Origin of the sequence: Streptomyces sp. NPDC093094 (assembly GCF_044754345.1) — a bacterium.
Classification (GTDB): Bacteria; Actinomycetota; Actinomycetes; order Streptomycetales; family Streptomycetaceae; genus Streptomyces.
In genome coordinates this window covers 1-25,360 of the sequence record NZ_JBIVOX010000046.1, presented here as the reverse complement: position 1 = coordinate 25,360, position 25,360 = coordinate 1, and the positions used below count along the sequence as shown (strand labels likewise).

The 25,360-nt window shown below is 69.8% G+C and carries 24 protein-coding genes and 5 pseudogenes; 17 read left to right on the top strand and 12 right to left on the bottom strand.

All coding sequences use genetic code 11. The annotated features are described in order from the left end of the window. On the top strand, positions 1–1,658 hold a 1,658-nt coding region (locus ACIQGV_RS40215; protein ID WP_402504612.1), incomplete at its 5' end, for an RICIN domain-containing protein. A gap of 232 nt (positions 1,659–1,890) precedes the next feature. Further along, positions 1,891–2,745 (top strand): transposase, encoded by an 855-nt coding sequence (locus ACIQGV_RS40210; RefSeq protein WP_402504610.1) that lies wholly within the window; start codon positions 1,891–1,893, stop codon positions 2,743–2,745. Positions 2,746–2,957: 212 nt separating this feature from the next. On the opposite strand, the gene ACIQGV_RS40205 is transcribed toward ACIQGV_RS40210, so the two are convergent. Together ACIQGV_RS40205 and ACIQGV_RS40200 are read right to left on the bottom strand one after the other, a co-directional pair. Then, entirely contained in the window at positions 2,958–3,212 is a 255-nt protein-coding gene (locus ACIQGV_RS40205; RefSeq protein WP_402504608.1) for a hypothetical protein, read from the bottom strand. 51 nt (positions 3,213–3,263) lie between these two features. Continuing rightward, positions 3,264–3,395 (bottom strand): hypothetical protein, encoded by a 132-nt coding sequence (locus ACIQGV_RS40200; RefSeq protein WP_402504606.1) that lies wholly within the window; start codon positions 3,393–3,395, stop codon positions 3,264–3,266. Between the two features lie 589 nt (positions 3,396–3,984). On the opposite strand from ACIQGV_RS40200, the pseudogene ACIQGV_RS40195 reads away from it, so the two are divergent. From ACIQGV_RS40195 to ACIQGV_RS40180, 4 genes and pseudogenes are all read left to right on the top strand, one after another. Continuing rightward, positions 3,985–4,128: pseudogene (locus tag ACIQGV_RS40195) on the top strand (winged helix-turn-helix domain-containing protein); the annotation flags it as partial. Between the two features lie 104 nt (positions 4,129–4,232). Continuing rightward, positions 4,233–4,772, top strand: a pseudogene (locus ACIQGV_RS40190) (BTAD domain-containing putative transcriptional regulator); the annotation flags it as partial. Next, the gene (locus ACIQGV_RS40185) at positions 4,660–5,565 is read left to right on the top strand and encodes an AAA family ATPase (RefSeq protein WP_402504614.1); all 906 of its coding nucleotides are present in this window, start codon (positions 4,660–4,662) and stop codon (positions 5,563–5,565) included. The pseudogene ACIQGV_RS40190 and the gene ACIQGV_RS40185, both read left to right, overlap by 113 nt. Positions 5,566–5,581: 16 nt before the next feature. Continuing rightward, entirely contained in the window at positions 5,582–6,337 is a 756-nt protein-coding gene (locus ACIQGV_RS40180) for an ASCH domain-containing protein (RefSeq protein ID WP_402504604.1), read from the top strand. A gap of 144 nt (positions 6,338–6,481) precedes the next feature. On the opposite strand, the gene ACIQGV_RS40175 is transcribed toward ACIQGV_RS40180, so the two are convergent. Then, positions 6,482–7,357: a LysR family transcriptional regulator gene (locus tag ACIQGV_RS40175; RefSeq protein ID WP_402504602.1), complete on the bottom strand. Its 876-nt coding sequence runs from the start codon at positions 7,355–7,357 to the stop codon at positions 6,482–6,484. Positions 7,358–7,479: 122 nt separating this feature from the next. Here ACIQGV_RS40175 and ACIQGV_RS40170 point away from each other — a divergent pair, with 122 nt between their 5' ends. After that, a complete protein-coding gene (locus ACIQGV_RS40170) occupies positions 7,480–8,478 on the top strand; it encodes an NADP-dependent oxidoreductase (RefSeq protein ID WP_402504600.1) in 999 nt (332 codons plus the stop codon). Between the two features lie 99 nt (positions 8,479–8,577). Here the strand turns inward: ACIQGV_RS40170 and ACIQGV_RS40165 are convergent, their stop codons facing one another. Both ACIQGV_RS40165 and ACIQGV_RS40160 read right to left on the bottom strand, forming a co-directional pair. Next, on the bottom strand, positions 8,578–9,915 hold the full coding sequence (locus ACIQGV_RS40165) for a cytochrome P450 (RefSeq protein ID WP_402504598.1): 1,338 nt from the start codon (positions 9,913–9,915) through the stop codon (positions 8,578–8,580). A 749-nt stretch (positions 9,916–10,664) separates the two neighbouring features. Further along, positions 10,665–10,811, bottom strand: a complete 147-nt coding sequence (locus ACIQGV_RS40160) for a hypothetical protein (RefSeq protein WP_402504596.1) — start codon at positions 10,809–10,811, stop codon at positions 10,665–10,667. 213 nt (positions 10,812–11,024) lie between these two features. Between ACIQGV_RS40160 and ACIQGV_RS40155 the strand changes: the two genes are divergently transcribed. The 6 genes and pseudogenes from ACIQGV_RS40155 (at position 11,025) to ACIQGV_RS40130 (ending at position 15,768) form a co-directional block, all read left to right on the top strand. After that, on the top strand, positions 11,025–11,636 hold the full coding sequence (locus ACIQGV_RS40155) for a hypothetical protein (protein WP_402504594.1): 612 nt from the start codon (positions 11,025–11,027) through the stop codon (positions 11,634–11,636). A 947-nt stretch (positions 11,637–12,583) separates the two neighbouring features. Beyond that, entirely contained in the window at positions 12,584–13,537 is a 954-nt protein-coding gene (locus ACIQGV_RS40150) for an FHA domain-containing protein (protein WP_402504592.1), read from the top strand. 14 nt (positions 13,538–13,551) lie between these two features. Beyond that, positions 13,552–13,944, top strand: coding sequence for a hypothetical protein (locus ACIQGV_RS40145; protein WP_402504590.1), 393 nt, complete (start codon positions 13,552–13,554; stop codon positions 13,942–13,944). A 230-nt stretch (positions 13,945–14,174) separates the two neighbouring features. After that, positions 14,175–14,366: pseudogene (locus ACIQGV_RS40140) on the top strand (transposase); the annotation flags it as partial. 111 nt (positions 14,367–14,477) lie between these two features. Then, the gene (locus tag ACIQGV_RS40135) at positions 14,478–14,879 is read left to right on the top strand and encodes a hypothetical protein (RefSeq protein ID WP_402504616.1); all 402 of its coding nucleotides are present in this window, start codon (positions 14,478–14,480) and stop codon (positions 14,877–14,879) included. Position 14,880: 1 nt separating this feature from the next. Next, positions 14,881–15,768: a hypothetical protein gene (locus ACIQGV_RS40130; protein WP_402504588.1), complete on the top strand. Its 888-nt coding sequence runs from the start codon at positions 14,881–14,883 to the stop codon at positions 15,766–15,768. 15 nt (positions 15,769–15,783) lie between these two features. Here the strand turns inward: ACIQGV_RS40130 and ACIQGV_RS40125 are convergent. Both ACIQGV_RS40125 and ACIQGV_RS40120 read right to left on the bottom strand, forming a co-directional pair. Continuing rightward, positions 15,784–15,936: pseudogene (locus ACIQGV_RS40125) on the bottom strand (IS256 family transposase); the annotation flags it as partial. Between the two features lie 425 nt (positions 15,937–16,361). Further along, positions 16,362–16,937, bottom strand: coding sequence for a TetR/AcrR family transcriptional regulator (locus ACIQGV_RS40120; protein ID WP_402504587.1), 576 nt, complete (start codon positions 16,935–16,937; stop codon positions 16,362–16,364). A 249-nt stretch (positions 16,938–17,186) separates the two neighbouring features. Here ACIQGV_RS40120 and ACIQGV_RS40115 point away from each other — a divergent pair, with 249 nt between their 5' ends. Genes ACIQGV_RS40115 through ACIQGV_RS40100 form a run of 4 tightly spaced genes read left to right on the top strand, consistent with a single transcriptional unit; the run spans position 17,187 to position 21,964 of the window. Continuing rightward, positions 17,187–17,729, top strand: a complete 543-nt coding sequence (locus ACIQGV_RS40115) for a (2Fe-2S)-binding protein (protein ID WP_402504585.1) — start codon at positions 17,187–17,189, stop codon at positions 17,727–17,729. Next, positions 17,726–18,718, top strand: coding sequence for an FAD binding domain-containing protein (locus ACIQGV_RS40110; RefSeq protein WP_402504583.1), 993 nt, complete (start codon positions 17,726–17,728; stop codon positions 18,716–18,718). The genes ACIQGV_RS40115 and ACIQGV_RS40110 overlap by 4 nt, the downstream gene beginning before the upstream one ends. Next, the gene (locus tag ACIQGV_RS40105) at positions 18,715–20,847 is read left to right on the top strand and encodes a xanthine dehydrogenase family protein molybdopterin-binding subunit (protein ID WP_402504581.1); all 2,133 of its coding nucleotides are present in this window, start codon (positions 18,715–18,717) and stop codon (positions 20,845–20,847) included. Before ACIQGV_RS40110 ends, ACIQGV_RS40105 begins: the two co-directional genes overlap by 4 nt. Continuing rightward, positions 20,840–21,964, top strand: coding sequence for an XdhC family protein (locus tag ACIQGV_RS40100; RefSeq protein WP_402504579.1), 1,125 nt, complete (start codon positions 20,840–20,842; stop codon positions 21,962–21,964). The genes ACIQGV_RS40105 and ACIQGV_RS40100 overlap by 8 nt, the downstream gene beginning before the upstream one ends. A 63-nt stretch (positions 21,965–22,027) precedes the next feature. Here ACIQGV_RS40100 and ACIQGV_RS40095 read toward each other — a convergent pair whose 3' ends face one another. The 5 genes and pseudogenes from ACIQGV_RS40095 to ACIQGV_RS40075 form a co-directional block, all read right to left on the bottom strand. Continuing rightward, positions 22,028–22,174, bottom strand: a complete 147-nt coding sequence (locus ACIQGV_RS40095; RefSeq protein WP_402504577.1) for a hypothetical protein — start codon at positions 22,172–22,174, stop codon at positions 22,028–22,030. Positions 22,175–22,575: 401 nt separating this feature from the next. Further along, positions 22,576–22,650, bottom strand: coding sequence for a 50S ribosomal protein bL37 (locus ACIQGV_RS40090; RefSeq protein WP_100661309.1), 75 nt, complete (start codon positions 22,648–22,650; stop codon positions 22,576–22,578). A 712-nt stretch (positions 22,651–23,362) separates the two neighbouring features. Then, complete coding sequence (locus tag ACIQGV_RS40085) at positions 23,363–23,734, bottom strand: hypothetical protein (protein WP_402504575.1); 372 nt, start codon at positions 23,732–23,734, stop codon at positions 23,363–23,365. A gap of 208 nt (positions 23,735–23,942) precedes the next feature. Continuing rightward, positions 23,943–24,665, bottom strand: a pseudogene (locus ACIQGV_RS40080) (IS701 family transposase); the annotation flags it as partial. A 140-nt stretch (positions 24,666–24,805) separates the two neighbouring features. Continuing rightward, on the bottom strand, positions 24,806–25,360 hold a 555-nt coding region (locus ACIQGV_RS40075; protein WP_402504573.1), incomplete at its 5' end, for an IS3 family transposase.

Here is a 25,360-nt window from a genome sequence, read left to right as displayed (position 1 = left end):
GCACGACGGCGCAGCTCAAGCGGGTACTGGGAAGGACGTGCCATGACTCGATCCTCTCAAATGATCGAGTCCCTACCGAACCCGGAACGGTTCACTTTGTGAGCGCGGGCACTGCGCAGGCGGCCGATGGGACGCTGAACCCCGACACTCAGGGGCCGTACACCCTGGCGGCGAGATGGGACCGTCGCGCCGACGTGAGCGCCGGCATTGCGGCCAACCGCAGCGTCATGCGGGTCAACCTGAGGAACCTCGCTGGCACGGGCACGCTGGGTCGTAGTGGCTTGTGCTATCCGGAACCGTTCAACCCTGGCGTCGCGGCCTACGGGTACTGCTGGAATAACGAGCAGGACGACAAGGGCTCACTCGACTGGTGGACCCCGCAGGGTATTTCCGTCCCGCACAGCAGTGACGAGAACGCTGACGGCTGGTGGCCGGTAGACCAACAAGGGGTCTCGCCCCGGCGCTGGGAAGTCGTCTCCATGCACAAGCAGGGCCCGGTCAAGTTCAGGTTCGTCGATCTCGGAGCGAACGGCCTGGCCGACCCGCGATACTTCGACGTGCAGATGGTGACGATCGACCCGATGGGTACCATTACGCCTGTCGATGGCCATGCCGACAGCGTTGTCTGGTTCGGCGACAACCTTCTGGTCGGAACCGGTCGCGCCTTGGAGGTCTTTAGCCTGGATAATCTGCTGAGTTCCCCTTCCGGCCTCGTGATCCCGCGCAGCATGGAGTATCGGACATCTGACGGGAATTTCTCTTGCAAGGAGATTGTCGGAACTTCCCCATGCCTGAATGGCATGAGCTTTGATCGGAAGAACTCAGCCCTGCTGACCAACGAGTTCTCGAAGGTATCTGGTGCCCGTGTGGTGCGCTGGCCGTTCGACACCAAGACATGGCTGCCGCGCTCCGCTACCGGTGTCGAGTTCGGTAACGCGATCTCGACGGGTTCCTGGTCCGTCTCACCGCTCCGTCCGCAGGGGGTTCTTTTTACCGAGGGGACCATCTTTCTGAGTGCCGCGTGTCCGGCTGGATACGACAACGGCTACGTGGAGGCGTCCTGCGTCTACAAGGCCATGTCCGGCAGTACCTTCGAGGTGCTGACGAGCGTTCCCGACATGACACAAAACCTCGACTGGGACTACTCTGTGAAGCGCATCAGGGGCGTCAATGAGGTGATCAGGCCGAGAACGGGTTTCAGTCACCACGAACGGCTCGTATTCGGTTTCAAGCCTGAGGCCACCCAAGTCGATACATTCACTCTGAAGAACGTACACAGCGGCAAGTGCCTGATCCCGTATTCAGCCGGTCTGAACAACGACGCCACCATCATGCAGCTGGATTGCACGGGGGAAAACGCTCAGGACTGGTACTGGGATTCCAACGGCACCCAGATCAAGAACTTCCAGAGTAAGCGGTGCCTCTCCGTCCGGGATGCGAGTACCTCCAACAACGCCATACTCATTCAGTACGACTGCCGAAGCCACGCGACCCAGCAATGGGAGAAGGTGGCGGGTAGCGCGGGCGGAATCATGCTGCGGAACCGAGGCAGCGGCCTCTGCGCAACCATCGTCGACGGCAGCGTCGGCAACGCCCACGCCGTCCAGTGGCCTTGCAACCCGGCTGGCACAAGCCACGCATGGATCGGTACCAAGTAACCAACCCCGAGCACAGAACCCGTTGCCGCGCCGATTGTGCGGCTGCTGATTCGAACACGGCTCTGGTTCGCGTGATGTTCCGGTAGGCCGGGCAAAACGGCAGGGTCTCTCGGCAGCTCGTGGGAGTGATCCCAACGGGCTGTTCCAGGAGACCCTGCTGAGCTGAACCGGATTTTGTAGCGGCCCTGAAGCCAGGCATGATCGCCTCGGCGGATGGGAGAACACAGGTCCGATGCCTGCGCCGAGCAAGTACCCGGACGAGCTGTGTGAGCGGGCTGTCCGCGAAGTCCGGACCTCCGGTCGACCGGTCTCCCATGCAGCCCGAGACCTCGGCATCCACAAGAAAGCATTGCGGGGCCGGGTCCGCCGGGCCGAAGCCGGCCAGGGCAGCCGGCCCGGCCTGCTGACCACCGCCGAGCGGACCGAACTCACGCAACTTTGCAAGGAAACAGCCGGGTTGCGGCGAGCCGACGAGACCCTCAAAGCCGCCTCGGTGTTTTCGCGAAGAAGCTCGACCGGCCCCGCACGAGGCCGACGCGGTGATCAGCCACCTCCGCGACGGCTTCGGAGCCGAGCCGGTGTGCCGGGAACCAGACCTGCCGGTCCCGGCACACAACACCCGCCGCAGGCGGCCCGCATCCGCGGACAGCGGCGCTGCACCACCGTCCCTGAGCCGTCCGCACCCGGGCCACCGGACCTGGTCAACCGCCACTTCGAAGCCTGTCGTCCGAACCAGCCGCGGGTCGCCGGCCTCACCTGTATCCGCACCCGGTCAGGCTGGGTCCACGCCGCCTTCGTCCTGGACGTGTACTCGCGCATGATCGTCGGATGGCAGCCCGCCACCCACATGCGCACCGACCTCCCGCCGGGCGCCCTGGAGACGGCCCTGTGGCGGCGTGGCGTCAAGAAGGGCCCGGGGCTGATCCGTCACAGTGACCGTGGTTCGCAAGGCGAGTTCAATTGGTCGTTGCAACACCGGGCTGTTGGAGCGAGCGTAGCTGCTCTTCGAAGACCTCGGCCGGCGGGCCTTGGGACAGGTCCCCTTCACTCAAATATGTCCGCAGGTCAGCGACGGTTTCCGGCATGACGGAGCCAGACACGTCCCCCAGTTGTTGCAGACAGGGTGGCGTACGGGAAGATGGGCGGGCAGGCATGGCCTCGCTCGGTGCTCATACGGATTCGACACCCACATGATCACCAGCGGCCATGCCTGCACTGCTTCCAGGGCCCGCCGCCGACTTCAGCCGACAAGTCGTCACATCCAGCCCTCAGCAGGCGAACCGGTCACCTCGACACTTCTCAAAGAACCTGGGAGTTCAGGTTCCCGCCCACGACGAGCTGCACCGCGTTCACGGCGGTCAGCCGGGACACGATCGCCAGACCGTTGCGCTGCTGTCCGGGGTCCATCCAGTAGATGTTCACCGGGTACCCGCGATCCGAGCCGCCGACCAGGTACGTGAATTCGTGGACGCCGGGGTCGGGAAAGACGCGGTCGGTCTGCACGGCACGCGGAGGCGGTTCGTTGCCCGCCTCCTGCAGAGCCAGTACACCCACCTCTCTGTCGTTGAGGGCATCGCTGAGCGCGGTGTGCCAGCGCGACTCGGGTCAGCCGTTGGTCCAGTCGCTCTGGCCCTTCATGTTCAGCTGGGCCACCGCAGTGTTCTCGGGGACGGCATGGGCGGGCGCGGCTGCCGGTCCGGCGAGGCTGAGCGTGGTGAGGGCGAGCGTGAGTGTCACGTAGACGGCGAACCAGCCGCGCAGGCGCCCGCCCCGCGCGCTGTTTCGGTCGCAGACAGCACCACGCCTTCCTGCCGCCGGGGTCCTGTCTGCCGCAAGGGCCCGTGCCGCTGTCGCGACGAAGCGGGGGCGGGACCTCGTAAGGCCCGGCCTCTCGTGCGAGGGGTCAACTGCACTTGCACTGCTCCTTCTTCCTGGACAGACGTCTCCTGGTCTGCCGAGTCGGCTTCTCGGGATCCCGATGCCGTGGCCATGACCTCCTGGAGTCGCCGCTCACGAGTCCACCGCCGACACCCCGGGCTGTCCAAGACCCGTCCTGAAGCTGCGATACCTCATGGGTATCGCAGCAGGGCGGAACTGCGGACCGTGCACCACCTCGTGGCGGTCGCCTGGAAAGCCCACTTGACCGCCGCGTTCCGGAACGCGGTACGGCCGCACCGCTCCACGGGACGGCGCCCGGAACCCGAAGATCTTCCGCTGACCCGTAAGCCACTTACGATGTTCTTGGCATGGTCACATTAAAGTGCTCGGTTCCTTCCGGGCCGAGGCCGACGGACACCCCGCGGACACACGCGGCCGGCTCACTCGCATGGTCCTGGTCCAACTGCTGCTTGCCCGGGGCGCGGTCGTACCCACTGACCGCATCGTCGAGCGGCTGTGGCCGACCCGCGTCCCGTCGAGCGCGCACGCGTCGCTCCACGCCTACGTCGCGCGTCTGCGGCGGGCGCTGAACCGCACCGGCCGCCGCGGGCCCCTGCCAGGCTTCTGGTCAGCGCACCCTACGGCTACTCCCTCGCCGTGGGACGGCACGCGGTGGACGCCTGAGTCTTCGAGGACGAGGTGGCCGCCGGCACGAGGGCGGGGCTGTCCGCCCGCCTGGCTGCCGAGCGTCTGGCCCATGCGCTCGCCACATGGGGCGGGCAGCCCTACGCCGAGTTCGCGGACGAGCCATGGGCTGCCGGCGAGCGCACCTGCCCCGAGGAGATACGCCGCACCGCGCGCGAGCGGCTCGCTGCGGCGCAACTGCGCTGCGGGCAGGCCGTGCAGGCGCTCGCCGACGCACGGGCGCTGACCAGGGAACAGCCCATGTACGAGGAGGGGTGGCGGCTGCTGGCCCTGCCGTTGTGTGCCCGCGACCGCCAGGGCGACGCACTGACCGCGCTGCGGCAGGCCCGGCACGTCCTGGGCGAGGAACTCGGAACCGCCCCGCTGGAGCTGGAGGAGGCCCTGCTGCACCAGCGGCTCGCCTCCTGCATCGCGAAACCTGCGTACGGGCGCAAGGGCCGGTCCACCCCGGTGCGGCCCCTGCCGGGGAGGTCGCGGTGGAGCCCGTCGCAGCCGGTCGGCACCGATAGGGAGCCGCCCCCACGGTGCTGACGGCGGACCGGCTGCTGGGCCGCGACGAAGAGCTGGCCCGCCTGGCCGATGCAGCGGACGGGCCCGAAACGACAGGGTGCAGGTGTTCCTTGTCTGCGGTGGGGCCGGTATCGGCAAGTCGAACCTGCTCGAAGCCGCTCTTGGGCAACTGCCCGGACAGGGCTGGCTGTCCGCCTCGGGGCAGTGCCCGGAGAGCGAGGGTGCCCCGCCCGGACATGCCTGGCTGGACCTGCTGCCGGCCTTCGCGCAGGCTGCCCTTCCGGACCCATGCACGGATGAGCTCGCCCCGCTCCTGGCTCCGGGCGTCCTGACCGGTGCCGGGCAGCCGGACGGCAGCCCGGCACGACGCTTCCGGCTCCACCAGGCGCTGCTCGGCCGGCTGCGTGACACCGTCCTGCGCCGGCCGTCGGTGATCGTCGTGGACGATCTCCACCGTGGCGACGAGGAGAGCGTGGAGCTGTTCCTGCTGTGCGCCGAACGGCTGCGCGACGTGCCGCTGCTCCTGGTGGGCTCCTTCCGCGCCGGCGAGGGGGACATGACCGTCGGGTCCCGGTACGGGGACCAGCTGCGCCCTTCGTCGTCCCCTTTTTCGAACGTGGCGATGGTCAGCAGGGCATCCATCTCAGTGCTGGAGGCGGGGCAGGGCCGCGGGACGGGGGCGGTGGGGCCTCAGGCGGGCAAGCCGAAACCCTGTGGAGCCCACCTGCATGGCGTGGAATGCTCTTGGGCGACTGCTGACGTAAGGGAAGGTCAAAAAGGTGTACGTACCGTCATCTGCACGAGCTCTCGATGATGACGAGCGTGAGCTCGTGGAGCTGGCACGCCGCACCATAGACGCGCATACCGACGCCGGGCCCGACGAAGACGGGGTCCACACGATGGGTGCCGCGGTCATGGCCGCCGACTACCGGATGTTCGCCGGCGTGAACCTCTACCACTTCACCGGCGGACCCTGCGCCGAACTCGTGGCTCTGGGAGCCGCACGAGCCCAGGGCGCCCGCCAGATGCGCTGCATCGTCGCCGTGGGAAACCACGGGCGCGGGGTCGTCGGCCCGTGCGGGCGCGATCGGCAGGTCTTCCTGGACTACTACCCCACCATGCGCGTCATCGTGCCCACGCCTGCGGGGCTCAGGTCCGTTCTCGCCGCCGACCTGATGCCGCTGGCTCAGCAATGGACCCCGGAGGGGGGCATGAACGGTCTCGACGCATCGCTCTGCCAAGACCCCGAGACGGCCGGCCCCCCGATCATTCGGTTCAACCCCCGCTACCTCGAAGTCGTCCGCTCCGGCGCCAAGACCAGGACCACGCGCTTCCGGGACCCGGCCCAGCTCGGGCCGGCACGGCTGGTGTTTGAGAGCGACCCCGAAGTCGTCCTGCCGGCAGAGGTGACCGGCATCAGGCACTGCCTGGTCAGCGACCTCACCAACCAGGACGCCCGAGCCGAGGGGCTGACGACCGCAGCCGAACTCCGGGAAGTACTCAAGGGCCACTACCCAGATCTGGCAGGAACCGACGAAGTCGACGTCATCACCTTCCAGATCAACGACAAGACGGGCGCCGCTTGAGACCGTGTCCTATGGGGTGAGGCGGATGAGTCGTTTGCAGCAGCACAGGGCAGTCTGGCCGAACCTGCCGTGGTCGCGTCCTGCTCGCGGGGTGAGGCGAAGTCGACGCCGAGCTCTCGACTGCACCCCTCGGGCCGGACGCGGTCAGGCTGCCGGGGCGGTCAGGACGGCCTTGGCGGCCAGCCGGAGATTCCTGATCATCGGATTCGGGTCGCCCTTGCGGCTGACCAGGACGACCCGGCTGGGGGGAGCGCCCTCGACCGGGACGGTGACGAGGTCGGGGCGCAGTGAGCTACGCCGATCGCCGACCGGTAGCACGGCGATGGCCCTGCTGCTCGCGACGAGTTCGAGCTTGTCCTCGTAGCTCTCGGTCGGCGGCACGCCGGCCCCGAGGATCCGGTAGGAAGCCCAGTCCGCGGTCTCGAACGCGCACGGCGCCGCCTCTTCGCCGGCCAGTTCTTCCGCGGTCACCGACGGGCGGTCGGCCAGGGGATGGCCGCGCGGGACCACGAGCATCCGGGGCTCCTCGTACAGCGGGGTGGTGAACACGTCGTCGGCAACGAGCGGCAGCGGGGCCCGCGCGATCAGGGCGTCGACGCGGTTGTCGGACAGTGCCCCGACGTCGCGGCAGTTCAGGTGCCGGGTGGCGATCTCGGCATCGGGGTAACGGCGGCGCAGTTCCCGCACAGCGGCAGTGATCACCAGGTCTTCGACGTAGCCGATGGCGATTCGTTCGGTCTGGGCTTGTTCACGCACGGCCAGCTCGGCCTGGCGGGCGGCCTGCAGCAGGGCTTGGGCCCGGGGGAGGAACGTCCGGCCGGCCGGAGTGAGCCGGGTGCCCTGGGGGGTGCGGTCCAGCAGTCGTGTGCCGAGATATTTCTCGAGCCGCTGGATCTGACGGCTCAGCGCCGGCTGGGCCACGTGCAGGTCGGCGGCGGCCCGGCCGAAGTGCTGGTGCGCCGCCACCACGGTGAAGTAACGCACGAGCCGCAGTTCCAGGTCCTGTCCGAGATCGTTCACCCTTGCAGGGTACGTGTCATGCCGTTTCGGAATGATCAGGTTGCCGAACCGGTCTTGGACGGCCCTGCCGTCCCGGGCCTTGACTGAAGGAGCAACGTTTCCCCGAGAAAGCGACAGGCGCGATGAAGGCGATCCAGTTCCACGAAGCGGGCGGGCCGGAAGTTCTGCGGTACGACGAGGTGCCGGTTCCCGGGATCGGCCCGGGCGAGGTGCTCGTCCGGGTGCACGCGGCGGGCATCAACCCGCCGGACTGGTACCTGCGTGAGGGGATGAAGGTCATGCCGGCCGAGATGAGGCCGGCGCTGGAGTTCCCCCTGATCCCCGGAACGGACATGTCGGGCGTGGTCCAGGCGGTCGCTCCGGACGTGCCGGGGCTCGCCGTCGGTGACGAGGTCTTCGGCATGCTGCGGTTCCCCGGATTCGACGGCCGGACGTACGCCCAGTACGTGGCCGCGCCGGCTTCTGACCTGGCTCACAAGCCGGCCGGTCTCGACCACGTGCAGGCGGCCGGGGCGCCGATGGCCGTGCTGACGGCCTGGCAGTACCTGGTTGATCTCGGCCACGACGTGCCGTCCCCCTTCACCGGCCAGGTGCACCAGCCGGTGCCGATCACGCCGGGGACGACCGTGCTGGTCAACGGGGCAGCCGGTGGAGTGGGCCACTTCGCGGTGCAGTTGGCGAAATGGAAGGGGGCACACGTGATCGCGGTGGCCTCGGGCCGGCACGAGCAGTTCCTGCGCGAGCTCGGCGCCGATGAGTTCATCGACTACACCAGGACGCGGGCCGTGGACGTGGTCAGCGGTGTCGACCTGGTGATCGACACCGTCGGCGGCCCGGACAGCTCACGCTTCCTGACCGTGCTCAAGCGCGGCGGCACCATGCTTCCGGTGTTCTTCGCCGAGTACGATCCGGAAGAGACGGCGCGTCTGGGCGTCACCGTCTCGAACATTCAGGTGCGTTCCAACGGTCCCCAGCTCGCCCGGATCGGGCGCCTGTTCGAAGAGGGCGGGCTCCAGGTCGGGTTGGACAGCACCTACCCGTTGTCCGAAGCGGTCAGCGCACACACGCGAGCCGCGCAGGGCCACATCCAGGGCAAGATCGTGCTGACGGTGGTCTCGTGATCGCCGAACTCCAGCAGGCGGTGGCGTGCTACGCCCACGCCCTGGACGAGCCGAATGTGCCCGAGCTGGAAACGGTCCTGTAACGCAACGGCATTGCGCCTAGACCAGATGCTCGGTCCGCTGTTCGACGTCGACCTGCATGGGGGCACGGAACGACAAGAGGCCGAGCATGGGAGGTTCCGCCGGTCTGGTCGCCAAGCGGATGTGCGGGAGGGTGCGTGCCGCCGCCCGCAGGGCCACCGCTGCTTCCGTGCGGGCCAGGGACGCCCCGGGGCAACGGTGGCGGCCGGCACCGAAGGCCAGGTGGTGGCGGATGTTGGCCCGGTGGGGGCACATCCGCTCCGGGTCCGGGAAGACGTCCGGATCGGATCCGGTGCCCATGAGCATCAGCAGCAGCGGTGCGCCGGCCGGGAGCTCCACTCCTCCCAGGCGGGTGGCCCGCGCGGTCACCCGGCGCCACGTGGTCACAGGCGGCTCACGGCGCAGTACTTCCTCCACCCATGCCTCGGCCTGTCCCTCCTCCGCTGCCGCACGCGGCCACATGCCGGGCTCGGCCAGCGCCCGGCGGAGCACGGTGGCGATGAGCTGTCCGGTGGTGGACTGACCCGCGATGAAGACGAAGAAGCATGCGGCGACCGCTGTCTCGACGTCCAGAGGGCTGCCGTCGGGCAGGCGGTGGTTCGCCAGTGCCCCGATGAAGGAGTCCGACGGGGCGGCGTGATCGCGCACGGTGGAGGTGAGCCAGCGATGGAACTCCACAACCGATTCTGCCAGTTCGAGCTGTCGCTCGAGCGTCGGTCTGCCCCAGAACAGCTCCAGAGAGGCATCGCTCCAGCGGATCAGCGTGCCCGGCTCGACCCCCTGGATGCCGAGGAGTTCCATCAGCACCCGGCACGGCAGGACTTGCGCGAACGAGGTGAACAGGTCGCAGCCGCTGTTGCTTTCAAGCTGTGGTGACAGTGCGTCGAGCAGTTCCCCGGCGATGCGCTCGATGACCGGTACGGCCGCTGTGACGCGCTGCGCGTTGAAGAACCTGGTCACGACCCGGCGCAGCCCTGCATGGCTGAGGGTGCCGTTGTTGGCGAGCGCCGGAGGGAGGGTGAAGCGGGCCCGGGCGAACACCCTGAGCACGGCGACGGGCAGTGGGGTGGCGGCGTGCTGGGCGTTGTCCGGGAGGAACCGGTCGGTGTCGAGCAGGACCTGGCGTACGTCGTGGTGACGGCTGACCAGCCACAGTCCGGTGGCGGGGTCGTGGTGCACGGGAGACTCGGACCTCAGCCGGTCCAGCCAGGGGTAGGGGTCGCGGACGAAAGGGTCGCCGAACAGGTCGAGCAGCCCGAGGGGGTCGTCCGCTTCCGCGTACGCGGAGCGGGTCGCTGGGCCGGGTCCGGCGCCTTCGGGCATGGGCGTGGGCGCATCCGCAGCCAGGAAAGTCACGGCCGGAAGCTAGCACGCCGACCGTACGATTCCCGAACAATTGTGTGCAGTGTCACCCGGTGGGCGCCGGAGGCTTCTGACCGGCCGGGTGAGAGGGGTGTGCCCGGCCCCGGGCAGGGGCCGACAGGGTGGCTGCGGCAGCCGCGGCACCTCTCCGTCATGGCCCGTGGGGGCATCGCGAGTTGGCGTCGGCTCGACCGCGGACTGCGGCTCGCACGAGCGGCCGGTTCGCTGGGGGTGAGCTGCTGCTCGGTCCAGATGGGCTTGCCCTCGGGACCGTAGCGGCTGCCCCAGCGGGTGACGGGCTGGGCCACGAGGAACAGGCCGCGCCGCCTTCGCCGGTGGTGAGGACGCGGCGCAGCCGGTGCCGGGTGTTCCTGGGGTCGCCGACCTCGCGGATGAGCGCGGCGTCACGCATGAGGCGCAGGCCGACGGGGCCGTCGGTGTGGCGGATGGCGTTGGTGACCGGTTCGCTGACGATCAGTGCGGTCGCAGTACCGGCGCGATGGGATCCGCCGACGTGTCGCGCTGAACCGGCAGGCGAACGGTAAGCGGTTCGGCGGCGGCCGCTCACCTGTGTATGACGGCCAAGTCGGCCTCGCTCGCGCACCACACCGGTGACCGGCATCTCCGCCGGCGGCAAGCCGTCCTGTGACGAGTTCACCTTCGCAGCGAGTTGCAACAGTGGCGGGATGCCCTCCGACGTGGGCGGCACCAACCAGGTCAACTCGGGCGACAAGTGCGCAGACCTACGCCACCAGGCAGTCGGACGGCACTTGGCGGCCGTACGACGACGAGCGCACGGCCGCGCCGACGTGGTCCGAAGTGTGCGGCCGGTCCGCGATGTCCGGGTGGGTCAACTCCACCTCGATGAGCCGCTTTCCCGCATTCGCCAAGGAGCTCCGGCTGATCGATCAGGACGTGTGTCCCGTCAGGACGCCGGGCTTCGGCAAGTGCGACGCCTCGAAGCCGACGATCAAGTGCGACATCTGGTGGCGCGATACTGACGCACACCGCAAGTGCGGCCCGGGGCCGGTCGCAGGGCCGGCCCCGGGCCGTGCCACACCGGAGAACGGAGACACGCAGTGAGTTCCGGCGGGATCACATGGATGGCCGACGAGGACATCTCCTGGCTCGGCCACTGCATCAAGCCGGCCCGGGGTCTGAGCGGCGAACAGCTCGCCGCCCGTCTCGCCGCCGGCGGCGGCCCCGTGCCGGTCCGGGCCACCACCGGGCCGCAGGCCGAAGAGCTCGTCGACAGGCTCGACGCCGAGCGCGGCGACACCGACAGCATCGCCGTCCGCCACGGCGACCACGCCGGCCTGGGCTTCGCCGTCGCCTACGGCCACTGGCCCTCCGTCCTCGGGCCCGCGTACCACGACGGGACGTCCCGGGACGGGGTCCACGTCTTCGAGTTCTACTGCGAGAAGCAGAACCCGAAGGCCCCACCGCCCGTATTCGCCTACTTCCACGACGACCACTACGTGTGCGGCTTCGACATGTACATGCACACCTGGTCGCAGGAGATCACCGGCCCCGGCGCCGACCTCGTCCGCGCCGACGTCGTCGCGGCCGAAATCCCGGAGGAAAGGAAGCGGGACACGGCGCACCGTGCCTCTCTCGCCGTGCTGGAGCGGCGCTTCGAACTGGCGCTGCCGCGTGACCTGATCCTCGGCGTGTCACTGCCCACTGCGCTCGTCAGAGGACAGCAGCCGCGATGAGCCGCCCCCGTGCTCGCAGGCGGCCCCACAGCGCCCCGGCCGGCTCGAAACGCGCGCCCACGAGCCCATGCTCCGGGTGCTTGAAGAGCCCCCGACCGTGCATCATGCTGCCCCGACATCGTCGTGCGGATCGGCTCGGCAGCAGGAGAGCAGCGAGGACACCTCGGACGAGGCACGGGTCGAGACTCTCTGACTGTGGGAAGAGGTGGACTGTGCCGATCACTCGCATCGCCGTTGAGGGACTGCCCACCGACATCCAGACGGTGATCACCGCGCAGCCGGTGCTGCTCCTCGTCGTCGAGCCGGCGCACGGCGGCGTCGCTGAGCGTTTCCAACCTCGGTTCGCGCAGGTCAGGTGCAGGGTGAGGAGGGCTTGAACGAGGCCGGTGACAGGTGGTGGAGCATCGGAGCTTGCACAGGAGCCGCCAGGACTTGAGGGCGGCGCCTCCCTCGTCACCCCGGGACACCTCCGCTTACGCGGGACCCGGCCGGGGTGGCCCTGGCCGACGTGCCGAGGCCGAGCGGCCCGGTACCCGCCTCACGCTGCTTGTGGCGCCGGCGCTGTACCGGATCACCGACGCCGACGTGGCTGCCTGGCGAGCGGGCCGAGGCGAGTGGACAGACAGCACGGACGGTGACCTGACCCGCGGCCTGGCCTTCGACGTGATCACGGCGGTGCTGCGGCGTCCTGGATCAAGGCGCTGTGGACCGCGGAGAGGCGGACGGCCGGACGGGCACGGGCCGGAGTCGCGGAGACCAGCCCGTCGGGACCGGAGGGCCGCGGACCGAGGGGACGGCGGCCGAACGCACTGCTGAGTTCCGGCCGTCCGGGACGCTGTGGCAGGACGGGGCCGATCGGCCTTTACTGGAAGGTGAGGATCACCGGAACGGGCGACCGAATCGTTTCGCCCGACGCCGGACGCTTCGCCAAGGCAGGAGGTCGTGCCATGGACCCGCCTCTGCGAGAGCGCGACCTGCCGCACCTCGTGGTCGACCGACCGGACCGGCTGCGTGGCCGGGTCTTCGTCCTCGACGACCAGCCGATGCTGGTCGGGCGGGACTCCGACTGCCAGATCCAGGTGGGCGATCCGGGCGTCAGCCGACGGCACGCGGTGGTGTGGCGGGCCTCGGGCCGGACCACCGTCGAGGATCTCGCCTCCACCAACGGCACCATGCTGAACGGTCACCCGGTGCTCGGGCAGCAGGTGCTGCACTCGGGCGACGTGCTGGATTTCGGGCCCCTAGAGGTGCATTACGAAGAGCTGCGCCCCGCCGACCGGACCGTTCAGGCCCCGAAGCCCGGAGCCGGCGGCACTCCGGGCGGTACCCCGGACACCATGCCGGGCTGGGGCCCCGTTCCTGAGCCCGGGCCCACGCCGCACGGCGCTCCCACCGCAGGGCCGCCCCCCTCCGGCCCGCCGGGCCGCCCGCCACCGCGCGAGGCCGGCCGTACGCCGCCCGGCGGCGAGCGGCGGTTCGACATCGGGGAGCAGCAGGCCGACCGGCTGAGCAACGTCGCCGGGGACCAGTACAACTACGTTCAGCAGGCGCAGCGCGAGAGCTTCTTCAAGGAGATCGCCGCGACCCGTACCAGGGCGCGACACCTGATCATGTTCGGCTTCCTGCTCTTTCTGGTCGGGGGCGGGATCTACGGCTGGGTGATCATTCGATTCATTGCCGGGACCAACGACGATATTTCGTCGGGGAGTTCGAACTTCGATTCCTCCCCGGAGCTGCTCGGACCGAAGGTGGCCGGGGTGCCGGTAGGGGCGGTCGGGTTCGCGATGGCGGCGATCGGGACGGTTCTGATGGTCGTCGGGATCGTTCTGCACATCGTGACGACGTCCCGGCGCCGCCGCTTCGAGGATGCCGAGCGGCAGGCGTCCTGGCGGCAGCGGTGAGGAGATGGGGAGCCATGTCCTTCAACATCGGCAACCAGCAGGGCGGCGTGGTCAACAACGTCGCCGGGAACCAGACCGTTCACGGTGGCCAGTCGGCCGTCTTCACGGCGGGCGGGCAGGAGGTGCGCGGCCTGGTCCGGGAACTGAGGGCGTCGATCGAGCGGACGGCGCTGCCGCCGGCGATCGAGCCCGAGGTGCGGGCCGAGCTGGACTCGCTGGACGAGGAGGTCGCCCGGCCGGAGCCGGACCGGGAGGCAGTGGCGGGCCGGCTCGGCCGGATCACCCGGCTGCTGTCCTCGGCGGGTGCGCTGGCCACGGCCGGCACCGGGCTGATCGGGCCGCTCGGAGCGCTCGCGGGCTGGCTCGGCGCACTCGGTCAGCCGATCTTGCGGGCGATCGCAGGCTGATGGGAGGAGGCTGACGGAGAGGGCCTTGACCTCGGATGTCGGACACGGGCCACGTGGGTCCGACAAGATCCGGCCTCAGCCGCTCACCACAGGGATCATCATCCGTCACCACCGAAAACTGAAACAAAAGCCTCGGTACTCAGGTTGAACTCGTGGAGTCCGGTGAGGTTTCCCCTTGATGTTGGACACCTGGAGACTGGGACGTGAGGTTCCAGAGGAAGTAGTGCCGGGTGGGAAGTAAGAGCAACCGCAGCAGGCGGTATACGGAGGAGTTCAAGCGGGACGCGGTCGCGCTGGTCCGGTCCTCCGGGAAGACCGTCACCGAGGTGGCCCGGGAGATCGGGGTCAGCGCCGAGGGTCTGCGGAACTGGGTCAAGCAGGACACGATCGACCGGGGTCAGGGAACACCCGGGGAGCTGACGAGCGCGGAGCGGGAGGAACTGCCGCCGGCTGCGGAGGCAGAACCGCGAGCAGGCCGAGACGACCGAGGTCCTGCGAAAAGCGGCGGTCTTCTTCGCGAAGGAGGGCGATCGATGAACGACGTGTACGCGCTCATCGGAGCGTCTCACTCCGAAGGTGAGATCTCGTGCGATGTGCGCCACGACGGGAAGCATCAGCAGCGCCGGCCCGACAAGAGTGTGACGACCCAGTGGTTGCTGCCCAAGGTTGCCACTCGCTTTGCCAAGACGACGCCTCTGCTGCCCGATGAGGGATTCGGCTATGACCCGCCCCTCGGCGCACCCAAATCGCTGGCGTTCTGGGGGCGAGGCGTGGGCGGAAGCTGGCAAGCGACCATCCCGCAGCAGCAGTTCGACACAGGACTGAACCTGGACGGGCTGACACGAATCCAGGTGTGGATCGGATACCAGTCCCTCCACGGTCGACCGACCGCCCCGCCTGCGGATTCGGTGGGTCCTCACGAAAGATCGAGGTGAGATGGCGATCATGAACATCACGGTGACACAAACCAATCCGTTTGCCTTGACGATTCCACACGTCGTGACCAATCCGGTGATCAAACCGGTGATGCAGGGTGAGTTCCTCGAAGAGATGCAGTTGACTGCGACGATTCACGAATTCCTGTTCAAGGTCACCAAGGACAGCCATGTGTTCTGGGTGGGTGTCGCGGTACCTTTCGGCACCACCGACTTCTCACGGATACAGGTGTTTTTCCACCCGACAGTCGTCCAGGGGCCCCCGCCGCAGCCCCCCATCGTTCACGCCTCGGATGCCGACTACCCCACCTTCACCGGCGGCTGGTCCGGCAGCCTGCAGCGGTACGTTGCGCTTCAGGGCAGCCAGTTGGCGTCCGTCCGGCGTGTTCCGCTGCTGGTCCCGTTCACCACTATGGCCGCGCTCGGCGCAGACCGTGAGCAGAACATGTTCGCCATCGACCCCGTCGCAACCCTCAGCAACATCACTGCGGCCACCCAGGCAGCGTTCGTTCCGTTCCTCCCGCCGCCGAATCTCACGGACGTCGGCGTCACCTCGTTCAGCTCCGGAATCAAAGCAATGCGGAAGTTCATCGCCGCAATGAAACCCTCAGGACTCATACGCGAAGTCGTCGACTTCGACAGCCCCTTCATCCTCACCGAGCCCGCGGAGGTGACACCCTCACCCGGGGCCGTGTCCAGCTGCTACACCCAGCGGTTCCGGCAAAGCCCGCCCGCGGGCTACCGGTTCATGCCGGCGAACAGCTTCTCGCACGTGCCAAGCTTCCCGAAGCCCGACGCCAGCGAGCACGCGCACGCCTGCATCGGCTTCATGATGTACCACACAGCCATGCTCACCAGCAGCGTCGGGTCTGTACAGCCAGTGGTGTAACTCGTGTGGTGCGAGTTACCGGCAGCCGACGGAGAGCCGGCCGTTGAAGGCGATGTCGAAAGTCTGGAGTGCGGGCTTCCAGCGCATGGTCCAGCGTTTGCGGCCGGCGCCGGTGAGGTCCAGGCCCATGACGGCCATGTGGACGCACTTCAGCGCCGCCGCCTCGGACTCTGCCGGCGAGTTTGCTGTGTGCCTGAAGTGATCTCCCGGGCTGGCTCATGCTGGGGTCGGCGTGGTGCGGGGAGCCAGTGGGGTGATCTTGTTGTCTCTGTGGCCGCGCTCCGGTCCGGCCGGGATTCCGGCGACGACGGTGGAAGTGGCAAGGCCGCCTTCCCTCGCGGATGCGGGCCCAGATGCTGGAGTGCTTCCCAGCCCTGAAAAGGGCCTTCGACTACAAGACGTCCAAGGCTGCGTTGATACTGCTCACCAGCTGTCAGACCCGGCCGTGCTTCGTCGGATCGGGCAGCAACAGGCTTGCGACGTGGCTGAAGAACCGCAAGGTCCGCGACTGCAAAGCCGTCGCGGCCACCGCGCTCGAGGCCGCCGAGGCCCGGCACACCGCCGTTGCCAGCGCCCCCGACGGCCCCGGCACGTCACCGCCCGGGCGCTCCGACGCGGAGCGCGTCCATGACGAGGTCCAGCAGGAGGGTCGCCCGGGGCTGCCAGTCGCCGCGCGGGTCGAGTGTCCACAAGCCCCCGATGGCGAGGAACAGGTCGTCCACCGTGATCCCGGGGCGGATGGCGCCGGCCCGCTCGGCGGCGCGGAGCAGGCACTCGGCCGCCTCCGTCACCGGGGCGTGGCCCGGCTTCTGCGTGCCCGGTGCGCCGGTCGCCTGCCGGATCGCATCGGCCAGCCCCGCCTTGGTCATGGCGAACCGGGCGAGCCCGTCCATCCACTCGCGCAGCGCCCGGTCGGGTTCCCGGCCGCACAGCAGCGGGGCCGCGGTGTCGGCGACCTGCTGCATCTCATGGCGGTAGATCTCCAGGACCAGAGCCTCACGGGTGGGGAAGTGGCGGTAGAAGGTCCCCTGCCCGACCCCCGCCTTCTTGGCGATCGTGCTCAGCGGGGTGTCAGCCGAGCGGGTCAGTTCGGCCAGCGCCACCTCCAGAATGCGCGCGCGGTTGCGCTGCGCGTCCGAGCGCAGGGGCACTTCCTTGTCCTGGCCCACTGGCCCTCCTCACGGTGATGGCCGAAACCCGATCCTTGTTAAGCGGACAGCTGTCCGTTACGTTTTCCGGGTAACGGACAACTGTCCGCTTGTTCCCATCGTATCGGCGTGCCGTCCGTGCGGGACAGTCCGGGGCGGCCGGACATGGCCCACCTGCCCCGCATCCTGCACGGTCGCGCACCGGCGCCGCCAGCCGCAGCGCCCACGCCTTCGCCCGACCTGCCTCACCACGTGAGAGAGAAGGCTTCCATGGCTTCATCGACGTCCAGCGACCTCACCCTGTCCGTCAACGGCGAGAAGTACACGCTGACCGTCGACCACCGCACCACCCTGCTCGACGCCCTGCGGGAACGGCTCGACCTGACCGGCACCAAGAAGGGCTGCGACCAGGGGCAGTGCGGCGCCTGCACCGTCCTGGTCGACGGCCGCCGCAGCGTGGCCTGCCTGCAACTGGCGGTTGCGGCCGAAGGACGCGAGATCACCACCGTCGAGGGCGTGGCCGACGGCGACCGGCTGCACCCGGTGCAGCAGGCGTTCCTCGACCTCGACGGCTTCCAGTGCGGCTACTGCACACCCGGTCAGATCTGCTCGGCCATCGCCGTGATCGAGGAGCACGCCGCGGGCTGGCCGAGCGCCGCCACCTACGACCTGCGGCCCGAGGCGGGACCGCCACCCCTGACCCCCGAGGAGATCCGTGAGCGGATGAGCGGCAACCTGTGCCGCTGCGGCGCGTACGTGTCCATCGTCCAGGCCGTGGCTCGCGCCGCCGAGGCGAACGGAGCGTCGGCATGAGGGAGTTCGGCTACCGGCGCGCCTACGACGTCCCCGGCGCCGTGGCACTGCTCGACGGCGACACGGACGCCCGCTTCCTGGGCGGCGGCACCAATCTGGTCGACCTGATGAAGACCGGCGTCGAGCGGCCCGCCCGGCTCGTCGACGTACGCGAACTGCCCCTGAACCGCGTCGAGTCGACGCAGGACGGCGGACTGCGCATCGGCGCGACCGTCACCAACAGCGATCTGGCCGCCCACCCCGAGGTCCGGCGCCGCTACCCGGCCCTGGCCCAGGCGGTACTGGCAGGCGCCTCCGGGCAGCTGCGCAACATGGCCACCGTCGGCGGCAACCTGCTGCAGCGCACCCGCTGCGGCTACTTCACCGACGTCGACTCGCCCTGCAACAAGCGTGATCCGGGCAGCGGCTGCCCCGCCCTCACCGGTGAGCACCACAACCACGCCATCCTCGGCGCCTCCGGACACTGCGTCGCCACCCACCCCTCCGACATGGGCGTGGCCCTGACCGCCTTCGACGCCCGCGTGCTCTACGAGACCGCTGACGGACCGGGCGAGCTGCCGCTCATCGACCTCTATCTGCCCGTGGGGGAGACACCGCACCGGGAGACCGCCCTGCCGAGGGGTGCCCTGATCACCGGTGTCACCCTGCCGCCCAGTGCCACGGCGGCCAACTCCCGCTACCGCAAGGTGCGCGAGCGGGCCTCGTACGCCTTCGCCATCGGCTCGGTCGCCGCCGCCCTCGACCTCAGGGACGGTGTCGTGCACGACGTGCGCCTGGCCTTCGGAGCCGTCGCCTCCCGCCCCTGGCGGGCCCGTGCGGCCGAACGCCTCCTGACCGGCGCCCCGGCCGACGCCGAGACCTTCGCGGCCGCCGCCGACGCCGAACTGGCGGCCGCAAGGCCCCTGCCCCGCAACGGATACAAGGTGCCCCTGATGCGCAACCTCGTCGTGGCCGTCCTCAGCGAACTCGCCGAGGAGGCCGCCCGATGACCACCGCCACCACCGGCCGGTCCGCCGCCGAGCGCGTGACCGGCACCTCCCACATCCGGGTGGAAGGCCGCGACAAGGTCACCGGCGCGGCCCGTTACGCCGGCGAGATCCCCTTCGCCGAACTCGCCCACGGCTGGCTGGTGCTGTCCACCGTCGCCCGCGGCCGCGTCCGCGCCCTGGACACCGACACCGTCCTCGCGATGCCCGGCGTCGTCACCGTGCTCCACCACCACAACGCCCCCCGCGTCCACACCGAGTTCGTCGGCATGATGGGCGTCCCGCCGGATCCCGGCACCGGCCTCTTCCAGCACGACAGGGTGCCTCACCTGGGCTGGCCCGTGGCCCTGGTCGTCGCCGAGACGTCCGAACAGGCCAGGGAGGCCGCCCGGACCCTCGTCGTGACGTACGACGAGGAGCCGCACGACGTCGCGTTCTCGGCCGGACGCGAGGCCGAGGCGTACCCGGTCGACGGGCATCTGCCGGCCATGGTGGAGAAGGGCGACCTGGACCGGGAACTCGCGGCGTCCGCCGTCATCGTGGACGCGCAGTACACCACCCCGGAGGAACACCACAACCCGATGGAGCCGCACGCGGCGACCGCCCGCTGGGAGGGCGGCCGACTGGAGGTCGTCGACTCCAACCAGGGCACCACCTGGGTCGCGGGAGAGCTCGCGAACCTGTTCTCCCTCGACCCGGGCGCCGTGCGCGTGCGCTCCGAGCACGTCGGCGGCGGCTTCGGCAGCAAGGGCGTACGCGCCCACCAGGTGGCCGCCGTGATGGCCGCGACCGTGCTGCAGCGGCCCGTCCGGGTCGTCATGACCCGCCGGCAGATGTTCTCGCTCGCCGGCTACCGCAGTCCCACCGCGCAGCGCGTCCGCCTCGGCGCCGATCCGGACGGACGGCTGCGCGCCCTGGAGCACCGCTCCCTGAACCAGACCTCCACCGTGCACGAGTTCGTCGAGCCGAGCGCCGCGGCCGGCCGGTCGATGTACGCCGCCGACGCCCACCACACGGCCAGCCGGCTGGTGCGACTCGACGTCCCCACCCCGACCTGGATGCGCGCCCCGGGCGAGGCACCGGGCTCGTTCGCGCTGGAGTCGGCCCTCGACGAACTCGCCGAGAAGTGCGGCATCGACCCGATCGACCTGCGCCTGCGCAACGAACCCGAGGTGGGACCGGTCTCCGGACTGCCGTTCGCCGGGCGCAACCTCGTCGCCTGCTTCCGGGAAGGGGCCCGCAGGTTCGGCTGGGCGGAGCGCGACCCGCGCCCGGGCGTGCGCCGCCAGGGGCGCTGGCTGCTCGGCACGGGCACCGCGGCCGCGTCCTTCCCGGCGATGGCCATGCCCTCCACGGCGTCCGTGACAGCAGAGGCGGACGGCACCTTCACGGTCCGGATCAACGCCGCCGACATCGGCACCGGCGCCCGGACCGCGCTCACCATGGTGGCCGCCGACGCCCTGGAGGTGCCCGTCGACCGCGTGCTGGTGCGGATCGGCGACAGCGACCTCGGTCCCGCGATGATCGCCGGCGGCTCCGCGGGCACCCGCTCCTGGAGCTGGGCCGTCACGGCCGCGGCCGAACAACTGCGCCGTGGCCTCGCGCCGGGCGAGGACATCCCGCCGGAGGGCATCACCGCGCGGTCGGACACGACCGAGGCCGTCGGCGCGCTCGCCCAGCGGGAACGGCACTCCTTCGGGGCCCAGTTCGCCGAGGTCGCCGTCGACCCGGCCACCGGCGAGGTCCGGGTCCGCCGCATGCTGGGCATCTTCGCGGCCGGCCGGATCGTCAACCCGCCCACCGCCCGCAACCAGCTCGTCGGCGGAATGATCTGGGGCCTGTCCATGGCCCTGCACGAAGAGGCCGTCCGGGACCCGGCGAGCGGCGGTGTCCACGGCGCCGACCTGGCCGGCTACCACGTCGCCACGCACGCCGACGTCCCGCACGTCGAGGCCGACTGGGTCGACGACCCCGACCCCGACGACCCGATCGGCATCAAGGGCATCGGTGAGGTCGGCATCGTGGGCGCGGCCGCCGCGATCGCCAACGCCGTCTGGCACGCGACCGGCGTACGCCACCGCGACCTGCCGATCCGGCCCGACCGCGTCCTGTCGGCGGGCGGCGATGCTTGATCTGGCCAGGGCCCTGCACGCCTGGGTCGAGGAGAGCCGGGACTTCGCCGTCGCCACGGTCGTCGCCGTCGGCGGCAGCGCCCCGCGTCCGCCCGGGGCGGCCCTGGCCGTCGACGCCGACGGCACGGCGATCGGCTCGGTCTCCGGGGGCTGCGTCGAGGGCGCCGTGTACGACCTGTGCCGCCAGGCCCTGCGCGACGGCGAGCCGCTGACCGAGCGGTTCGGCTACAGCGACGAGGACGCCTTCGCGGTGGGACTGACCTGCGGCGGGACGATCGACGTGCTGGTCGTCCCGTTCTCCGCCGGGCGGGCGGTGCACGACGCCGCGCTGTCCGCCGCGGCCGGCGGTGAGCCGGTGGCACTGGCCCGGGTGGCGCGGGGTCCCGCCGGGCTGCTCGGCCGGGCCCTGCTCGTCCGCCCCGACGGCTCCTACGGGGGCGGGCTCGGCGGCGGCCCGGAACTGGACCGCACTGCGCGCGCCGAGGCCCGCGCCCTGCTGGACGCCGGCCGGACCGGCACGGTGGAACTCTCCGAGGACGGCACGCACTGCCCGGGCGGTGTCACCCTGCTCGTGGAGTCGGCCGTGCCGCCGCCCCGCATGATCGTCTTCGGCGCGATCGACTTCGCGGCGGCGCTCGTGCGGGCGGGACGGTTCCTCGGCTACCACGTCACGGTGTGCGACGCCCGGCCGGTCTTCGCCACCCGAGCCCGTTTCCCGGACGCCGACGAGATCGTCGTCGACTGGCCCGACCGGTATCTGCGGGGCACCGCCACCGACGGGCGGACGGCGCTGTGCGTGCTGACCCACGACGCGAAGTTCGACGTGCCCCTGCTGCGGGAGGCGCTGCGCCGGCCGGCTGCCTACATCGGCGCGATGGGCTCGCGCCGCACCCATGAGGACCGGGAGCGGCGGTTGCGGGAGGCGGGCGTCGGCGAACGCGAGCTGGCCCGGCTCAGATCCCCGATCGGGCTGAACCTGGGGGCCCGTACACCCGAGGAGACCGCCGTGTCCATCGTGGCGGAGATCATCGCGGAGCGGCACGGCGGGACGGGGGCCCCGCTCACCGGCTCGGCCGCCCCGATCCACCGTTCGGACAGAGAGCCGCAGCCGGTCTGAGCGGCGACACCGGCCGGGCCGGAGCCGGCGCCGGCCTCTCCGCGGCGCGGAGGGCGGGCGGGGTCAGGCCATGGCCGACTCCGTGACGAAGCCCTGCAGATGGCTGATGACCTCCGTCAGCTGCCCGGCGACCTCGGCACCGTCGGGCGGGCACGTCCCGGTGAAGCGGGTCACCGAGCCGGGGACGGACAGCGTGACGCCCTCCAGCACCTTGCCGCCGGCGATGCCACGGCCTTGCGGGTCTCGTCGTGCGTCCGGAAACCGCCGTAGCGGCCGAAAGCGTTTCTGCCGACGCTGCTCGTCCCGCTGCCGGACGTTCCCGTGCTGTCGCAGACGATCCTGGACGCCCTCGACGGAGACGCTCCGGCCGCGGACCGGACCGTGGAGCGGCTCGGAGCCCGGCTCGTACAGCGGTGGAATCACCGCAGCTGGGCCGAGAAGTTCTGCTCCGGGCAGATCGACAGCGTGGGAAAGCGGCCGGTCCCGAGAGCCGACCTCGGTCAGGCCGGGCTCGGCTTTTTGCCGTGCTCCCGCACCGCTGCGGGATCCCAGTCCTTGACCTTGATCCGGGTGGCGAGGACCGGGATCCCGCGGCGTCTGCTCAAGTCGGCTCAGGCGTTGGGGCGCTTGCCGTGATTGGCCTTCTTCTTCTTGCGGGCACGTCGCTTGTTTCCTCGCTTGGCCATAGCGCATATCTCCCTGATTCGTGGCTTTCTACGCCTTCGCCAGTCTAGATTCGGCCTGGAGCGTCCGCATCAGCGCTGCCGCGGCCACCACCGCAGTCGGAAAGCGTGCCGGTCCTGTGAAGGCTCGGGCCCGCGACACCGCCTGCAGAGGCGGCTGGGTCGAGGGCGTCGACGAGGAAGCGATCACCATCAGGCTCACGCGCGCTCAAGCGTTCGTGCTGTCGGACTGGCTCTACGAAGTGATGGTTCCGGTCGGGCGACCTGGAAGGGATCGTGCGCGACCGAGCCGTCTGGTCACCGGTCTGCACCGTCTCGGGAACGCTGGACACGACACTGAGCGAGATCTTCATGCCCGACCACGCCGAGCGGCTCGACGCAGCCAAGGCTCGGCTCCGAGCCGACCTCTGCGGCGATGCCGACGGGCCGACGGAATCGGACAGGGGCGCGGACGCCGCACCACAAGCGCACCGGACAGAGCGGGGAACAACGGGGGATCACGGTGCAGGAGCCGAGGCCGACGAGATCGTGCAGCAGGCAGCCATCCAGCTCGGGTGCCCGGTCTTCCGTGAATACCCGCAGCTTCCCGAGCCGGGAGCGCGAGTCCGGTTCCTGTCACCCGCTCATTTTTCACCGGCGTGCTCTCGCACAGCGAGACCAACCATCCGTTCCGGTCCGGAACGCCGAGCGGAAAATCCTCTCAATTCAATCAGGGTCATCGGGTGCCGGTGTCGGCCTTGTGCAGCATCTGGGCCAGCAGCAGGGCGCCCCCGGCCGCTGCCCCTACCGCCCCCGCGGCCAGGAAACCGCGAGAGGAACGCCAAGACAGCACCGACCACCGCGACTGCGCGGAAAACAACGATCCCGTACTCAGCCACGATCCGGTTGAGATCAGCGACAGGGAGGAACCGATCGAGCCGACAGACAGGGCACTTCCGATCGAGCCGACCGACAAGGCAGAACCGACGGACCCCACGGAAAGCACCGATCCCACCGACCCGATCGACAGCACGGAGTTCTGTGACCACAACGACAGCACTGAACCAGAGGGGGCATGACGAACCGACCGCACAGACAGCTTCACCATAAGGCCAATTTATCCGTGAACCGCCCCGGCTTTGATCGAGACTCCAGTACTGCAACGGTGCTTGTTCTGAGTGCCGGGCAGTTTCAGGGGCTGTGTCCGCGTCGTCTGTAGTGACTGGCTCGGGCCTGGTGCCGGCGTCTGCGGCGCCATGCCGACCAGTGCAGGATGTGGCCGACCGGGGTGGGGCGGCGGTCGGTGAGCCGGGTGATCAGGCGTCGGATCTCGGCGAGGCTGAGGTGGATGAGCTGGGAGGATCCGTTTCTGCTTTGTCCGCGTCCAGCTGGCGTGCCCGCAGGACGGTCAGGCAGGCGTGGGCGGCCATGGCGAGGGTCATGTGGCGGTGCCGGCCCGGGTAGCGGTGGACCTGGTAGTCGTCCAGGCCGCACTCCTGCTTCGCGCTCTGGAAGCACTCCTCCACCACCCAGCGGCTCCCCGCGATGCGGATCAGCTGATCCAGCGGGGTGCCGACAGGGCAGTAGGCGATGTAGTAGGAGATCTCCTCGGGTCTGCCGACGCTGCGGCGGGCGAGGACCCAGTGCCGGCGGTCCTCGCGGTGCCAGGGGCGGATCTCGACGCGGGCCCAGTCGTAGATCCGTCGGCTGTGGGCTCCCTCGCCGCAGGAACGGCGTTTCCACTTCTGCCGGGGCAGAGCGGGGAGCAGGTCATGGACGGGATGGTCGAGTGCCCAGCGGGTGATGACCGTGTCGTGCCGGGTGGTGGCCATCACGTGGAAGACATCGGCCTGCTCCAACTCGAAGCGCCAGCCCTCGCTGAAGCCGTGGGCGGCATCCGCCGTCACCCAGCCGAACGGGATCCTGTCCGCGACGGCCCGGCGGACCATCGCCTTGGCCATGACCACCTTCGTCTCGAAGACGATGCCGTCGTCGATGCCGGCCCGGCGGCAGCGTTCCCGGTCGTCCGTCCACGAGGTGGACCGACCCGTCCAGCCTGCGCCACCGTCACGCAGCCGGACACGATCCCATCCGCAGCAACTGGGCGTGCCCGGCCGGAAGGGTCTTTGAGAAGTGATCTTGGGGCTTGTCCCTGAGGAGTGGACACCTGTTCGTGTCGTTATGCGGCAAAGGTCAGGGTAACTGACTGCTGTTCGTAGGGGATCGGTGCCTGCTGCCCATTCGCCGAGTGCCGTCGGCGGGTGTTGTAGCGGGTGGTCCAGCGGAAGACCGCCAGGCGGCAGGTGCGGGTCCCGTCGAAGCGGCGTGCGCCACGGAGCGTCTCGCGTTTGAGGGCTGCGTTGAACGATTCGGCGAGTGCGTTGTCCGCGCTCGTGCCGACTGCGCCCATGGACTGCCGAACCCCCAACTCGGCGCAGACACCAGCGAATTCGCGGGAGGTGTACTGCGCTCCGTGATCGCTGTGGAATACGGCTTTGGCCAGGCTGCCCCGGGTCGCGGCGGCCGTCCTGAGCGCGTCGGTGACCAGCGAGGTGCGCATGTGGTCGGCGATCGACCAGCCCACCAGGCGGCGCGAGAAGCAGTCGATCACGGTCGCCAGATACAGGAACTCGCCGTCACCCACCGGCAGGTAGGTGATGTCGCCGACGTACTTCGTGTTCGGCGCGCTCGCGGTGAAGTCGCGCTGGAACAGGTCCGGCACCGGTGTGGCGGA

What these genes read in the sequence shown, in the direction of transcription:
- ACIQGV_RS40110 (WP_402504583.1), top strand. Translation starts at nt 17,726, where the DNA reads ATGAGGGAGTTCGGCTACCGGCGCGCCTACGACGTCCCCGGCGCCGTG.
- ACIQGV_RS40130 (WP_402504588.1), top strand. Translation starts at nt 14,881, where the DNA reads ATGGCGATCATGAACATCACGGTGACACAAACCAATCCGTTTGCCTTG.
- ACIQGV_RS40150 (WP_402504592.1), top strand. Translation starts at nt 12,584, where the DNA reads ATGGACCCGCCTCTGCGAGAGCGCGACCTGCCGCACCTCGTGGTCGAC.
- ACIQGV_RS40170 (WP_402504600.1), top strand. Translation starts at nt 7,480, where the DNA reads ATGAAGGCGATCCAGTTCCACGAAGCGGGCGGGCCGGAAGTTCTGCGG.
- ACIQGV_RS40100 (WP_402504579.1), top strand. Translation starts at nt 20,840, where the DNA reads ATGCTTGATCTGGCCAGGGCCCTGCACGCCTGGGTCGAGGAGAGCCGG.
- ACIQGV_RS40145 (WP_402504590.1), top strand. Translation starts at nt 13,552, where the DNA reads ATGTCCTTCAACATCGGCAACCAGCAGGGCGGCGTGGTCAACAACGTC.
- ACIQGV_RS40085 (WP_402504575.1), bottom strand. Translation starts at nt 23,734, where the DNA reads ATGGTGAAGCTGTCTGTGCGGTCGGTTCGTCATGCCCCCTCTGGTTCA.
- ACIQGV_RS40105 (WP_402504581.1), top strand. Translation starts at nt 18,715, where the DNA reads ATGACCACCGCCACCACCGGCCGGTCCGCCGCCGAGCGCGTGACCGGC.
- ACIQGV_RS40135 (WP_402504616.1), top strand. Translation starts at nt 14,478, where the DNA reads ATGAACGACGTGTACGCGCTCATCGGAGCGTCTCACTCCGAAGGTGAG.
- ACIQGV_RS40115 (WP_402504585.1), top strand. Translation starts at nt 17,187, where the DNA reads ATGGCTTCATCGACGTCCAGCGACCTCACCCTGTCCGTCAACGGCGAG.
- ACIQGV_RS40210 (WP_402504610.1), top strand. Translation starts at nt 1,891, where the DNA reads ATGCCTGCGCCGAGCAAGTACCCGGACGAGCTGTGTGAGCGGGCTGTC.
- ACIQGV_RS40155 (WP_402504594.1), top strand. Translation starts at nt 11,025, where the DNA reads ATGGCCGACGAGGACATCTCCTGGCTCGGCCACTGCATCAAGCCGGCC.